Source organism: Pseudoalteromonas sp. SWYJZ98 (assembly GCF_015864495.1).
Lineage (GTDB): Bacteria > Pseudomonadota > Gammaproteobacteria > Enterobacterales > Alteromonadaceae > Pseudoalteromonas > Pseudoalteromonas distincta.
In genome coordinates this window covers 115,896-130,074 of record NZ_JADYXA010000005.1, presented here as the reverse complement: position 1 = coordinate 130,074, position 14,179 = coordinate 115,896, and the positions used below count along the sequence as shown (strand labels likewise).

The 14,179-nt window shown below is 39.3% G+C and carries 11 protein-coding genes and 1 pseudogene; 10 read left to right on the top strand and 2 right to left on the bottom strand.

Going from position 1 to position 14,179, the window contains the following annotated elements:
- Positions 1–3: 3 nt before the first annotated feature.
- The 9 genes and pseudogenes from I6F10_RS05980 to fliD all read left to right on the top strand — a co-directional run bounded on the left by I6F10_RS05980 (position 4) and on the right by fliD (position 11,447).
- A complete protein-coding gene (locus tag I6F10_RS05980; protein WP_197098607.1) occupies positions 4–1,098 on the top strand; it encodes a flagellar basal body P-ring protein FlgI in 1,095 nt (364 codons plus the stop codon).
- A 172-nt stretch (positions 1,099–1,270) separates the two neighbouring features.
- Positions 1,271–2,287: a flagellar assembly peptidoglycan hydrolase FlgJ gene (flgJ, locus tag I6F10_RS05975; RefSeq protein WP_197098606.1), complete on the top strand. Its 1,017-nt coding sequence runs from the start codon at positions 1,271–1,273 to the stop codon at positions 2,285–2,287.
- A 1-nt stretch (position 2,288) separates the two neighbouring features.
- Entirely contained in the window at positions 2,289–4,289 is a 2,001-nt protein-coding gene (flgK, locus tag I6F10_RS05970; protein ID WP_197098605.1) for a flagellar hook-associated protein FlgK, read from the top strand.
- 2 nt (positions 4,290–4,291) lie between these two features.
- On the top strand, positions 4,292–5,545 hold the full coding sequence (gene flgL / locus I6F10_RS05965) for a flagellar hook-associated protein FlgL (protein ID WP_197098604.1): 1,254 nt from the start codon (positions 4,292–4,294) through the stop codon (positions 5,543–5,545).
- 310 nt (positions 5,546–5,855) lie between these two features.
- Positions 5,856–7,670, top strand: coding sequence for a flagellin N-terminal helical domain-containing protein (locus I6F10_RS20370; protein ID WP_269435804.1), 1,815 nt, complete (start codon positions 5,856–5,858; stop codon positions 7,668–7,670).
- Between the two features lie 310 nt (positions 7,671–7,980).
- A pseudogene (locus I6F10_RS20550) lies at positions 7,981–8,340 on the top strand (flagellin N-terminal helical domain-containing protein); the annotation flags it as partial.
- A 585-nt stretch (positions 8,341–8,925) separates the two neighbouring features.
- Positions 8,926–9,378, top strand: coding sequence for a flagellin (locus tag I6F10_RS20545; protein ID WP_442960859.1), 453 nt, complete (start codon positions 8,926–8,928; stop codon positions 9,376–9,378).
- A 151-nt stretch (positions 9,379–9,529) separates the two neighbouring features.
- A complete protein-coding gene (locus tag I6F10_RS05945) occupies positions 9,530–9,952 on the top strand; it encodes a flagellar protein FlaG (RefSeq protein WP_197098603.1) in 423 nt (140 codons plus the stop codon).
- A 61-nt stretch (positions 9,953–10,013) separates the two neighbouring features.
- The gene (gene fliD, locus I6F10_RS05940; RefSeq protein ID WP_197098602.1) at positions 10,014–11,447 is read left to right on the top strand and encodes a flagellar filament capping protein FliD; all 1,434 of its coding nucleotides are present in this window, start codon (positions 10,014–10,016) and stop codon (positions 11,445–11,447) included.
- Between the two features lie 97 nt (positions 11,448–11,544).
- Here fliD and I6F10_RS05935 read toward each other — a convergent pair whose 3' ends face one another.
- Both I6F10_RS05935 and fliS read right to left on the bottom strand, forming a co-directional pair.
- Positions 11,545–11,859 carry a hypothetical protein gene (locus I6F10_RS05935; RefSeq protein WP_197098601.1) on the bottom strand — a complete coding sequence of 105 codons (315 nt, stop codon included), beginning with the start codon at positions 11,857–11,859 and terminating at the stop codon, positions 11,545–11,547.
- Positions 11,860–11,867: 8 nt separating this feature from the next.
- Entirely contained in the window at positions 11,868–12,269 is a 402-nt protein-coding gene (fliS, locus tag I6F10_RS05930) for a flagellar export chaperone FliS (protein WP_197098600.1), read from the bottom strand.
- Between the two features lie 395 nt (positions 12,270–12,664).
- On the opposite strand from fliS, the gene I6F10_RS05925 reads away from it, so the two are divergent.
- Positions 12,665–14,101 carry a sigma-54 dependent transcriptional regulator gene (locus I6F10_RS05925; protein ID WP_197098599.1) on the top strand — a complete coding sequence of 479 codons (1,437 nt, stop codon included), beginning with the start codon at positions 12,665–12,667 and terminating at the stop codon, positions 14,099–14,101.
- Positions 14,102–14,179 lie beyond the last annotated feature (78 nt).

Sequence of the window (14,179 nt, the reverse complement as noted above, 5' to 3'; positions counted from 1 at the left end):
AACATGAATAGCCTTAAAGCTTTATGTTTAGTTGTGTTATTAGGTTGGCAGTTTACTGCCAGTGCCGAGCGCATAAAAGATGTGTCTATGGTTGAAGGTGTACGCTCTAACCAATTAGTTGGTTATGGCTTAGTGGTTGGTTTACCGAGCACTGGCGAGCAAAACTCATATACACAACAAAGTTTTAGAGGCATGTTAAACAGCTTTGGTATTACGCTGCCTTCAACTCAAAGTCCTAAAATTAAAAATGTTGCCGCTGTTGCTGTGCATGCAGAGTTACCCGCATTTAGAAAGCCCGGGCAAACAATAGATATTACGGTTTCTTCTATTGGTAGTGCAGGCAGTTTACGTGGCGGTACTTTACTACAAACTTTTTTAAAGGGTGTAGACGGTAACGTATACGCTATTGCACAAGGTAGCTTAATTGTCGGTGGCTTAGGCGCACAAGGCCTTGATGGCAGTAAGGTTGTAATTAACACCCCTACCGTTGGTCGTATACCAAATGGCGCAACAGTTGAACGCACTGTAGAAAGCCCATTTATGCAAGGTGATTACATTACTTTTAATTTAAACCGCCCAGACTTTACAACGGCAAAACGCCTAGAAAAAACAATTAATGACCTAGTTGGCCCAAATAGCGCACAAGCAATAGATTCTGTTTCTATTCGTGTTATAGCACCACGCGATGCATCCCAGCGTGTATCGTATTTATCGACACTCGAAAACTTAGAATTTAAGCCAGCTGACATGGCCGCTAAAATTATAGTTAACTCGCGCACCGGTACAATTGTCATTGGCAAAAACGTTAAGCTTCAGCCTGCGGCTATAACTCATGGTGGCTTAACGGTAACAATTGCAGAACAACAAAACGTGTCACAACCAAATCCGCTAGCAAACGGTGATACAGTTGTCACGCAGCAAAGTATTATTGATGTAAACCAAGACGACTCGCGCGCCTTTGTATTTAATCCAGGTGTAAGCCTTGACGATTTAGTTCGCGCAATTAACGAAGTAGGCGCAGCGCCTGGTGACTTAATGGCTATTTTAGAAGCACTAAAAGAAGCCGGCGCAATTAACGGGCAGTTAGTTGTTATATAAATAACTCAAGTCAATAAATAACGTATTACTTAAGCTCTATATTTTTGAAACAAGATATAGGGCTTTTTATTTACAGCAACTTAAGTTTATTATTTTTATCTTCCTCGTTTTATCGGTAGTGGCTCAATTTTTGCATTTTTAACTGCATTATTCATTTTGTGTCAAAAAGCCGATGGAAACTAATCACCTCGATAAACAAAACTTTTTTGATTTAGGCAACTTAGATTCACTTCGTAAAGAAGCCTTAACCAGTGGCGATGCATCAACTGATGCTTCTAAAGCTGCGCTTAAAAAAGCGGCCGCACAATTTGAAGCTATTTTTACGCAAATGCTGCTCAAAGGAATGCGCAAAGCTAACGAAGCATTTGAAGACAAAGACAGCCCATTTAATTCAAGTGGCGTAAAGTTTTTTGAAGAAATGCACGATCAGCAACTTTCAACAGAGCTTTCTTCAAATGGCTCGTTAGGCCTTGCCGATTTAATTGTTCAGCAGTTATCGCCTGAGTCTAAAAACTTTATGCCAGGTTCGGTACTTAGAACAACCAACGATATTTTCAGCGATACACAAGTGGGATCTGCTCTTCCTCATGAGCAAAAAAATAAGCAACCCGATCTTATCGTTAATAACACTAAAGCCGATATTGCTGAGCCTAAAGTCGATACTGCAGAGTCTAAAATCGATAGCCCAACATTTAAAAATGCAGAAGAGTTTGTAAGTTCAGTGTGGGAACACGCTAAAACTGCAGCGCAAAAAATTGGTTTAAACCCAGCGGTAATGGTTGCACAAGCGGCACTTGAAACCGGTTGGGGTAAGCACATTATTAATAGAAGTGACGGTGGTAGCTCAAATAACTTATTTAATATTAAGTCAGATAAAAGCTGGGAAGGCGATAAAGCAAGCAAAGTAACGCTTGAGTTTGAGCAAGGTACACCCGTTAAAAAACAAGCCAGCTTTAGAGCCTACGATTCAATTAAAGATAGCGTGAACGACTTCGTTGATTTTTTAACGCAAAACCCGCGCTACAAAGAAGCATTACAAAATACAGCAAAACCAAATGACTTTTTAGATTCATTACAAAAAGCAGGTTATGCAACCGATCCAAATTATGCCAGCAAAATAAAAAAAGTGCTCAATAGTAGTCAGCTAAAAGACATTGCGGCAAACGTGATCCGCCAAGGAGTAGAGTAACATGTCGTTTAATTTATTAAACATTGCCAGTTCTGGGGTTAGAGCAAGCTCGGAGCTACTGCAAACGACAAGTAAAAATATCGCCAATGTAAATACCGTAGGCTACGTACGTGAGCGTACTGAATTTACCACTATGGTTGATAACCAAGTGGGGCGGGGCGAAACATACCGATTACTAAACGAGTTTGCTCAGTCACAGCTAAATCGTGACACCTCTAATAAATCGTTTTTCGATCAGTTTATTACTGAGGCTAATCGAGTTGATACTATTTTTTCTGAAGAGTCGAACAACCTTTCGACTGGAATTAACTCTTTATTTAATAATGTGCAAGAAGCGCTAAATCAGCCGTCATCTACCGTTGCCCGCTCATTAGTAATGACAGATGCGCAAAGCTTAATTGATCAAATGGATAGGCTTTCGGGCATCGTGCTTGATCAAAAAAGTATAGTAAACGAGCAGCTCGAAATATTTTCAGATGAAGCAAACTCACTCATTCAAAGTATTAGTACGCTAAATCAAAATATTGCAGCAGTTAATGGCACTAATAACGCCGCAGATGCCAGCTCTACCTATAACGAACGCGATAAAGCAATACGCGACTTATCTGAGCTAATAGACATAGAAACGCTTGATGGTCCAAATGGCGAAAAACTCGTTTTTATGGGCACAGGCGAAGCAGTTGTTATGCAAAATGGCGCATTTAACCTATTTTCGATGACAGGGGATCCTGATCCTAATTTTAAAGAATTCACGCTTGACGTTAATGGTGGCAAAGCTGTGCCGCTTGAAGTTGATGTAAGTAAACTAAAAGGCAAAATTGGCGGCTTACTTGCTTTTAGAGATGACATACTAGTCCCTGCGCAAAACCAAATTGGTCAAATGGGCTTAGCGATAGCTGATGCATTTAACGAACAAAACAAATTGGGTATGGATGCAACAGGTCAGCTAGGGGGTAATATTTTTAATATTCCTACCGTTGGTGCTTATGCGTATCAAGCTAACACAGGTACTGCCGGTATGACTGCAACGGTAGAGCCAGGTAAGGGCAGTGAACTTCCTGCCAGTGACTTTATTATTACTTATACAGCTAATGCTAATGAAGTAAGTATTCAGCCTATAGATAACAAAGGCGACCCGTTAGGTCAGCCTTCACTTGCTGATATATCGACAGGTGTTATTGATTCATCGACTACTACCGGAGAATCATTTGGTCTTCAAGTAAATGTATCAGGGGCTGGTGTTGAGGGGGATCAATTTCAAATAAAGCTTAATTCAGATGCTGCTTCAAGTATTACACTTGCAACAGGGCGCGCAGAAGATTTAGCACTAGCATCGCCAATCCGTACTGCTAACGATTTAAATAATATAGGTACCGCCACTATTTCAGCGGGAGAGGTAACAAGTGTTACCTCCGGTGGATTTACTTCAACACCAAGCTTAACAAACGGTGAAATAACGCTTGTTAAAACAGGTAATGCTAACGAATATCAAATTACTGATAATAGCGGAACGAATACTTTTACTATTACGCCTCCTGCAAAAGGAATGTTATCGCAAGCGGGTGCTCCATTTGATACCTACGGATTCGATTTTGATATAGAAGGTACACCAGCAACAGGCGATACCTTTACACTTGAGTTTAACGAAGGCGGCTTTGACGATAACCGTAATGGTTTAAAATTAGCAGATTTACAAAATGGTGAGTTAGTCCGTTTAAATGTAGAAACAACAGCAACGGCCGACAACCATAAAACGTTCAACCAAGCTTATTCAGGATTAGTGAGCGATGTAGGTGTTGTAACTGGTCAAGCAATCACAAGTGGCGCTGCATTTGACGCTCTAGCACAGCAATCTGAGGCATGGTACGAGTCGTTATCTGGAGTAAATCTTGATGAAGAGGCCGCAAATTTACTGCGTTTTCAACAATCATATTCAGCATCAGCACAAGTTTTAGCAGCAGCTCAAGAAATTTTTGACACCTTATTAAATGCGGCGAGGTAATTATGCGTTTATCAAATAATTTAATGTACCAAAACAACATAAATAAAATACTCGACAACCAACAAGGTGTTGCAAATGCTCAAGAGCGAGTAAATACTAGGCAAAAGTATTTATCTACCTCAGAAGCGCCAGCTGCTATTTCGCAAGCTATGCTGTATTCAAATAAAATACAAACTAATGAGCAATACACTAAAAATATCGATCAGCTAAATGGCCGCCTAGAAACAGAAGAAAGCGTATTACAAAGCATAAATAGTAATATTCAACAAGCACAAGAGCTCACTATTCAGGCAGGTAATGGTGTTTATACTAAAGATGATTTAAAGACGTTTGCATCAGAACTTAGTGGCATTCAACAAACGTTAGCTAACTTAATGAACACCCGATCAGAAGACGGAAAATTTATATTTTCAGGCTACCAAGACAGCACGCAGCCTTATCAGTTTGATTCTACAGCGGGTGAGTACACCTATAATGGCGACCAAGGCCAGTACCAAATAACTATAGCTGAAGGTGTATCAATTAAAGCGAGTGATAACGGCTTTGATACATTTGAAAAAACTAACGCGCGATTAAATGTAGAATCTAACACGGCAAGTGTTTCAGGCTCTATTACAGCGGCAAGTGTATATGTTGACGGCCAAGCTGAGTTTGATAAGTTTCATCAAGCAAATTACAACGCAGACCCAACAGCTCTAGCAACAGCAAATACTTATAGTGTATTAGTAAGCCCTGGTGCTACAGCAACAGACCCACAAACCTACGAAATATACCGAGATGGCGCTGCACTAACCCCCGCAGTAACAGGTGAAGTTACTGATGAGCCTATCGATTTTGCAGGTATGAAAATTGAATTTGAAGGCACAGCACCAGGTCAACTAGATTTTAGCCTTGAAAAGCCAGGCAAAGAAAACGTACTCAATACACTACAAGCACTTATTACCGGCCTTAACGATGGCACACTTGAAGGTGATGACTTTCAGCAAGTACTTGCTGATGGCTTAGTGCAATTACAAAATGCGAGTGAGCAAGTGGTGTTTACCCAATCAAGTTTAGGCGGTCGTATGAACGCGCTTGAAAGAGTAAGCGATTCAAACTTAGCACTCGACATTCAAAATAAAAGTAATCGCTCTAACTTAGTTGAAGTTGATATGGCAGAAGCTATTAGCGAACTAACTAAACAAGAAACGGCACTGCAAGCATCGCAAGCTACTTTTGGCCGTTTAACTAACCTTTCATTATTCGATTACTTATAAGCAAGTTATAAGCAGATTATAAACAGAAATACTTTGCCGCTTTACCTACTTTAAAGCGGCAATAACTATCTATAAAATCGCGGCAAAAATTGGCTACAAAATCGCGGCAAAAAAATGTCACCCCCTTCTAAATAACTTCACTAATTATTTACAATTCAGCAAAACCTATTTTTATCTATAAAAAACAATTACTTAAAAATAAATTAAAGTTGGCACAGTAAATGCTTTTATTGTTGTAAGAAATTATCGAACAGTGGTTCCTGTTAAATCGTGTTGAACCACACTCTGTTTAAACCTAGGAGATGGTAAAATGGCATTAACAGTAAATACTAATGTGTCGTCACTAAACGCACAACGTAACCTAACAAGATCTGGCGAAGGATTAGCAACGTCAATGGAGCGTTTATCGTCAGGTATGCGTATCAATAGTGCGAAAGATGATGCCGCCGGCCTACAAATTTCAAACAGATTAACATCGCAAATAAATGGTCTAGCAGTTGCTCAGCGTAATGCCAATGATGGTATTTCAATGGCGCAAACCGCAGAAGGCGCTATGCAAGAATCGACTAATATACTACAGCGTATGCGAGAGCTTGCCCTGCAATCTGCTAATGGTTCAAATTCAGCTGAAGATCGTGATGCATTGCAAAAAGAAGTGTCAGCCTTACAAGAAGAGCTAACTCGAATCTCCGACACTACATCGTTCGGTGGTCAGCAATTATTAGATGGGTCATACGGGACTAGAAGTTTCCAGGTCGGTGCAAACGCAAATGAAACTATTTCAATTAGCTTGAGTAATACAGCTGCAGAAAAAATAGGGATGTATCAAAGTACTGTTGGAATAGACACTGTTATTGGTGGTAATATTACCTTTACTACGGGTGATATTAATACAGATGTAGCTATTGAGCCTGGTGCAACCGCAGCTGAAAAAGCGGAGGCAATAAATGCACTCAGTAATAAGCATGGGGTTACTGCATCATTGGTAGAAATAGAAGAGTATCCTACCACTCAAACTACAGCAATATTAGGACCTCCTAATGCAGGTGGTGAGATATCTTTTAGCTTAAACGGTACATCGATTACAGCACCAGGCGTAACTACTAATGATCAGTCGGCTCTTGAGACAGTTATAAATGCTCAAAGTAGTACTACAGGAATCACAGCAACTCACGATAGTAGTACTGGTGAACTGACTTTAAGAGGTACCGCTGGTGCTGATATTACTCTTACAGATTATGCAGATGCTGATGGAGCAACTGATAACTCAGCTACTTTTACAGACTCCCAAGGTAATAGCACTGCACTGACCGAAAGTGGGATTGTGGATGTAACTTCTGAAGCGACTGTAGTGACTCCAGCAACTCAAACTAAGGCCACGCTTAGCCCTCCAAGTATAAATGGTGATATATCTTTTAGTTTAAACGGTATACCGATTACAGCATCGGTCGGAACTACCACTGATCAGTCGGCTCTTGAGACGGCTATAAATGCTCAAAGTAGTACTACAGGAATCACAGCAACTCACGATAGTAGTACTGGTGAACTGACTTTAAGAGGTACCGCTGGTGCTGATATTACTCTTACAGATTATGCAGATGCTGATGGAGCAACTGATAACTCAGCTACTTTTACAGACTCCCAAGGTAATAGCACTGCACTAAAAGAAGGTGTACTAGTTAATGCAGCGGCCGCAGCGGCTAATCCTGTGCTTATTACTTCATCAGAAGTATTGTTATCATCCTCTAAAACATTTTCCGTCTTAGATGCAAGTTCTGGAACAGCAGTAGCGGCATCTTCTGAATTAAACAATGTAGGCGATATTGATCTGACTACAGAGCTGGGCTCACAAAGTGCAATATCTATAATTGATGGTGCACTTGCTCAAATTGATGAGCAGCGAGCTGGTTTAGGTGCGGTACAAAATCGTTTTGGTCACACAATTAATAACCTTGCTAATATTCAAGAAAATGTATCTGCGTCACGTAGTCGTATTCAAGATACAGACTTTGCGACCGAAACAGCGCAAATGACGAAGAACCAAATCTTGCAACAAGCGGGTACGTCAATACTTTCGCAAGCAAACCAAATACCACAAGCAGCCATTAGTTTATTAGGTGGCTAATTATTTAGTTTACTAGTCACTGTTTATATAAACGCACTTCAACTTGAAGTGCGTTTTTTTGTTTTTAGGTTATTTAAATCATCTAAAGCATAATATTCAAACTGTATTTTAAACTCATTTAAAATAACTAATCTTTCAAAACAGTCAGTTAGCTTTTTCTGAGTAAATAAACTAATTTATTTTCAAAATACTCCTAAAGATAATTTACCTCCTGCCGTTAACTTAATCAGTACGGAGCTGAGCATACATTTGTGACAGCTCTTGGTTAAATTAAAATAGCAACATTACGAAAGTAATCAGGAGTTTTATTATGATTTCAGTAAACACAAATGTGTCTTCACTAAATGCTCAACGTAACCTATCGCAATCAGGTTCTGACTTAGCAACTTCTATGGAACGTCTATCATCAGGTATGCGTATCAATAGCGCAAAAGATGATGCGGCAGGCCTACAAATTTCAAACCGTTTAACATCACAAATAAACGGTTTAGGTGTAGCGCAGCGTAATGCTAACGACGGTATTTCAATGGCACAAACAGCTGAAGGTGCAATGCAAGAATCAACAAGTATCTTACAGCGTATGCGTGAACTAGCATTACAATCAGCGAATGGTTCAAACTCTACAGAAGACCGTGAATCACTGCAAAAAGAAGTATCAGCATTACAGTCTGAATTAACCCGTATTTCTGACACTACTTCGTTTGGTGGTCAGCAGTTACTAAATGGTACTTTTGGCTCTAGGGACTTTCAAGTAGGTTCAAACGCTAACGAAACAATTCAAGTTAGCTTAAAAAGTACTGCCGCAGACGAAATTGGTTCAAATGTAGCAAGTATCGAACTTACAGGTGCTCGTACAGGTGATGTTGTAATTGGAGGTACAACTGTAACAGTAGCTAGTGGCGCAACTGCGGAGGCTACAGTTAGCGCAATTAATGAGAAAACAGCTGAACATGGTGCGACAGCTACTTTATCAACTGCGGCGGAAACAACAGCAAAGTTATCAGGAATTGGTGATGGCGATAGTTTTGATTTAGGCTCTGAAACCATTTTAGGTGGATCTACTGCAGCTGATACAGTAACTAATATTAATGCAAAAACTGGTGATACGGGTATTACTGCGGTAGTCGATGGCACTGACATTGTACTAACAAAAGCTGACGGTACTGCTATTGAGTTTGGTAATTATGCTGACACAACTACTGGAACTAATGTAGGTACAGCTACTTTCACTGATGCTAATGGTGTAGAAGCTACGGTGACAGAAGCTGGTGCAGCAACTGAAAATCTTAGTGCCACAGGTTCAGCTGGAGACGTTATAAAACTTACTTCTAAGAGTGATTTAAGTGTAGTTGACGGTACTGTAGTTACTGCTATAACAGATGAAGCTGAATTTACAAGTGTTGAAACAGTTAACTTAGAAACACAAGAAGGATCACAGAGCGCTATTGATATTATAGATGGTGCACTCGCCCAGATTGATGAGCAACGTGCTGACCTTGGTGCGGTACAAAACCGTTTTGGTCACACAATCAGTAACCTTGCTAACATTCAAGAAAACGTATCTGCATCACGTAGCCGTATTCAAGATACTGACTTTGCAACCGAAACAGCTAACATGACGAAGAACCAAATCTTGCAACAAGCAGGTACGTCAATCTTGTCGCAAGCGAACCAGTTACCACAAGCAGCACTTAGCTTATTAGGTTAATAAGTTAAAGTAATAGCTTAATGTTTAGCTAGCTAGTACATAAAGTCAGTATTAGTTTTACAATAAAGGAGGTGGCTTTAGCTACCTCCTTTTGTGGTTTAAGGGTTTTAATTGAGCTATTGTTTAATTAACTAATAAATAGGAATCTGTTATGAATACCATTAATTCCAATGCAGAAGTTACATTACCAACCCCGCTAGCGGGTGAAGATAAAGTAGCTGGCCAAGCAGCTAGTTCGCTAACTGAACGCGCTGTTGACGATGTAAAGCAAGCTGATACACAAAATCAACAACGATTACAGCAAAACCAATACGAAAAAAATAATCAAGAAGTTACTGCTCAGCCGTTAGAGCGTGAACAACTAGAACAAATGGCGCAACAATTGCAGGACTTTATGGGCGAAATGAACCGTAGTTTGCAATTTAAGGTTGATGAAGATTCAGGTCGCGATGTAATTAAAGTACTCGATAAAGACAGCGGCGAAGTTATCAAGCAGTATCCTTCTGAAGAAGTATTAAGTTTGGTTTCTAAATTGTCTGAATCGGCAGGTATTTTAATTGACCAAACAGTTTAGTGAGCGGTTTGAATTACTAATAATAAGTTGGTTTATTTTTGAGTATTTAAAGAGGTGAAGTATGTCTATTACGTTTAATGGTTTAGGCTCAGGTTTAGCAGTGTCAGACATTGTTGATGCGCTAGTTAATGCTGAGCAAGCCCCTGCTGAAGCTCGTTTAAATACTACAGAAGGTAAATTAACAACTGATATTTCTGCTGTTGGTGCACTCAAGTCTGCGCTTGAAAAAGTACAAACATCAATGGAAGCACTGGGTGTTAGTGATAACTATCAAAAACGAACTGCATCGGGTAATGATGATTTTATATCAATTAGCTCAGATAAAGACGCTCAGCCAGGTAGTTACAACATAAAAGTAGATGCATTAGCACAAGCTCATAAATTATCTTCCCCCGCATTTGCCGCTGATGAGGCAATTGGAGCTGGCGTAATTACAATTGGTTCTGGTGCAAATAGCTTCTCTACTGTTTTATCGGCTACAAATACGTTAGAAGATTTACGCGACCAGATTAACAATGGCCCTTTTACTGGCAGCGATAGTAATGATTCGGTTGTCGCCACTATAATAACTAGTGATACCGGTCAGCATTTAGTACTTACAAGTAAAGAAACTGGCGAAGATAACGCAATTACAATAACCGTACAAGACGATGACGGCAGTAATACTGATACAGGCGGATTGTCACGATTAGCTTATGATGTATCAGATGCAGACCCGGCTAACCATACAACTAATTTAACGCAAGTTAATGCTGCACAAAATGCGCAAATAACAATTGATGGTACGTTAACTGTATCAAGTAATACCAATGAATTTAGTAATGTGATTGATGGCGTGGATATTACCGCTAAAAAGTTGCATGCCACTGACGACGACTTAAGTGATATATCGGTTACCGAAAACAATAATAATATTAAAACAGGTTTAAATAGTTTTATTTCAAGTTATAACGAACTGTTAGAGCTTAGTAATAACTTGGGTGCCTCCGGCGAAGATGGCGCAGGCGTTATGGCTGGTGATTCACTACTTCGTGGCGTTATGTCAAAGCTTCGTAGCGAAATAACAAATCCCGTTGATTTAGGTAATGGCAACTCACTATCGCTTTCGCAATTAGGTGTAGAAACAGACCGCTACGGTGTTTTAACGCTAAATACAGAAACACTCAATGAAAAAATAGCAAGCGATGTAGATTTAGTGCAGCAGTTTTTTGTAGGTGACGATGATGATGGCTTCGCACAATCGTTTGACGAAAAATTAAGCTTTTACACCGATTCCGACGGTATTATTCAAAACCGTATAGACAGCAAAACAAACCAACTAGACGATTTAGATGACCAGCGCTTGAGTCTTGCCAGTAAAATGGAGTCGCTATCGTCAAGGTTGTATGCTCAATATAATGCGATGGATTTATTAGTGGCAAGCCTTAATAACACCAGTACATATGTTCAAGCTCAGCTGGAAAATATGCCAGGCGTAGTACGAGATAACTCTTAGTAGATAAGTATGATATTAAATTAATAACTAAATTAAGAAAACACAAAAAAAACCGTTATTTAAAACGGTTTTTTTGTGTTTTCAATTTGAGTAGATTTTAGCGACTTGCTTTATAAGCTTTTATCGCTTTTCCTGACTTTTTATGTTTAATAATAGCTTTTGACGATTCATTTTTAGCGCTATTCGCTTTTACTAAAATAGTATTTATACGAAGCTGAATTAATTCCAATTGTTCTGCGCTTGGTCCTTCGTTGCTTTCGCACCATTGCTTTAGTTTAGTATTTAAAGTATCTAAAAAAGGCTGAGCTTCGTCTGCATTATTGTCATTTACTAACACCTCAATGTTACTAAGCAGTGTTTGTATTTGCTCAGAGTAGTTCGCTAATGGCTCTGAAGATGTTGGCGAGTCCATAATTTAAATTAAACCGCAGGGCTTCGTTGATCTAGCGGGATGTTATCCCACCCTTCTTTAATTTCTTTAACAATACTTGATACTTCAGTAATTGCTTCAATATCGTTGTTTATGTTCGCTTGCGTTAAACGGCGTTGGCAGTAATCGTAAAGCGCCAATAAATTATTAGAAATACTAGGGTCTTGTTCTACTTCTAAATTAAGTGCGTCTTGCAGGGCACCAAATAATAAAACACAGGCCGAAATATTTTCCCCTTTTTTTGCTATTTCTTTGCGCTCAATAAACCCTTTTGTAGCTGCTAAACGGCCGATAATATTACTAAATATAAGGTTTATTTGTTCGTAAGGAGTCATTTCGGCAATACTACTAGCACGAACTTGACCGTATTTTTTTACTGAGATGTGAGCCATGGAAAATCCTAAAATTTAAAACAATAAAATTATGTGAAAGCTAATACAAGGCAATATTAATGCCAAGCATTTTCACTTATTTATGTATCGGCATTTGTAACTTCAACTTAAATTTATAATTGAGTTTATTTACTAACAATAGCATTTTTATTGCCGAGTAAATTAATTTTTAGGGCTAAGTTATAGTTAGGTAATAGTTAAGTAATGGCTAAGTAATAACTAAGTTAAAACTATAACCCATACTTAATGATTAACTATTAAGTATGATTGACTTAACTAGCCCGTCTGTTTTTTGGCGTTTATGTCAAAAAACTGCCGCTATTGCTTGCATCCATGCTGAACTGGCTTACAATTTAACTAATTATACAAATTAGTGAAAGTACGGCTCGCTAAATATGATCTTGATTTTAGATAATAATAACAACCGCGCAATAGGATTAAATGCTTCACTTGGCTTTATTGGTGAAGCTGCTCAACTATTAAGCGAAGACTGCTTTGAACAAGAATGCAAAAAATATCATCAGCAAGAATGCATGATCATTTTAGGAGCATTGCAATCACTTGACCACGAAAGCTTAATTAAACGCTATCCAACATTACCGTTTTTATTAATTGGCGAAACGCTAAAACCCCTATTAAGTATAGCTAATGTGGTGGGGCTTATTTGCGAGCCATTTAATCACGAAGTGACAACGCAGTTACTTCACGATTGCCAGCAGTATCAGCGCATGTTGCCTAATGAGCATAAGCATACAAAACCACATAAAATTTTTGATGGACTTGTTGGTGAAACCGATGCGGTTAAAGATGTTCGCTTTTTAATTGAACAAGTGGCAAAAACCGATGCCAATGTTTTAATTTTAGGCGAATCAGGCACTGGTAAAGAAGTGGTTGCCCGTAATGTACATTTGCTTTCAAAGCGTATTAATGGACCGTTTGTACCTGTTAACTGTGGTGCTATTCCGGCAGAGCTGCTCGAAAGTGAACTATTTGGCCACGAAAAAGGCGCGTTTACTGGTGCTATATCGGCTCGTAAAGGGCGGTTTGAACTAGCTCAAGGCGGGACGCTATTTTTAGATGAAATAGGCGATATGCCACTGCAAATGCAAGTAAAGTTGCTACGAGTATTGCAAGAGCGAAGCTATGAACGAGTTGGTGGTACAAAGGCTATCCAAGCTGATGTACGCGTTATTGCAGCCACACATCGTAATCTTGAAACAATGATTGAAGAGGGTAGTTTTAGGGAAGATTTATATTACCGCTTAAATGTATTTCCTATCGAAAACCCATCGCTGAGTGAACGTGCTGATGATATTCCGCTGCTTTTAAAAGAGTTAATGCGCCGTGTTAACGACCAAACAGGTTCTACCGCTAAGTTTACAGAGCGCGCAGTTGAGAGCTTAAAAGAACATGCTTGGCCTGGTAATATTCGTGAGCTTGCTAACTTAGTGGAACGTATGGTTATTATGTTTCCTGAAAAAGTGGTTGACATTCCCGATTTACCTAACAAATATCGTTACATTGAAGTTGAAGCCTACGAGCCAGAATACCCTGAAGAGTTAATGGAAAAAGATGCCTTTAACGACATATTTAGCACAGGCTTTAGTGATTACGAAAGTGAGCCAGACGCTGAGTTTAGCCAAACGGGTAGTGGGCTATTGCCTGATGATGGTATTGAACTTAAAGATTATTTAGCAGAGCTTGAAATTAGCTTAATAACCCAAGCGTTAGAGCGCTATGATTATGTTGTAGCTCGCGCTGCAGAGATATTGGGTGTTCGCAGAACCACACTCGTTGAGAAAATGAAAAAGTATAATCTTTCAAGAGATTAGCCATCCATAAAGGATGAAATGTTTTTATTATTTTCCATTTGTGAGTAGTTACTTTACGGGCTTTGCCCGTCACGCAAG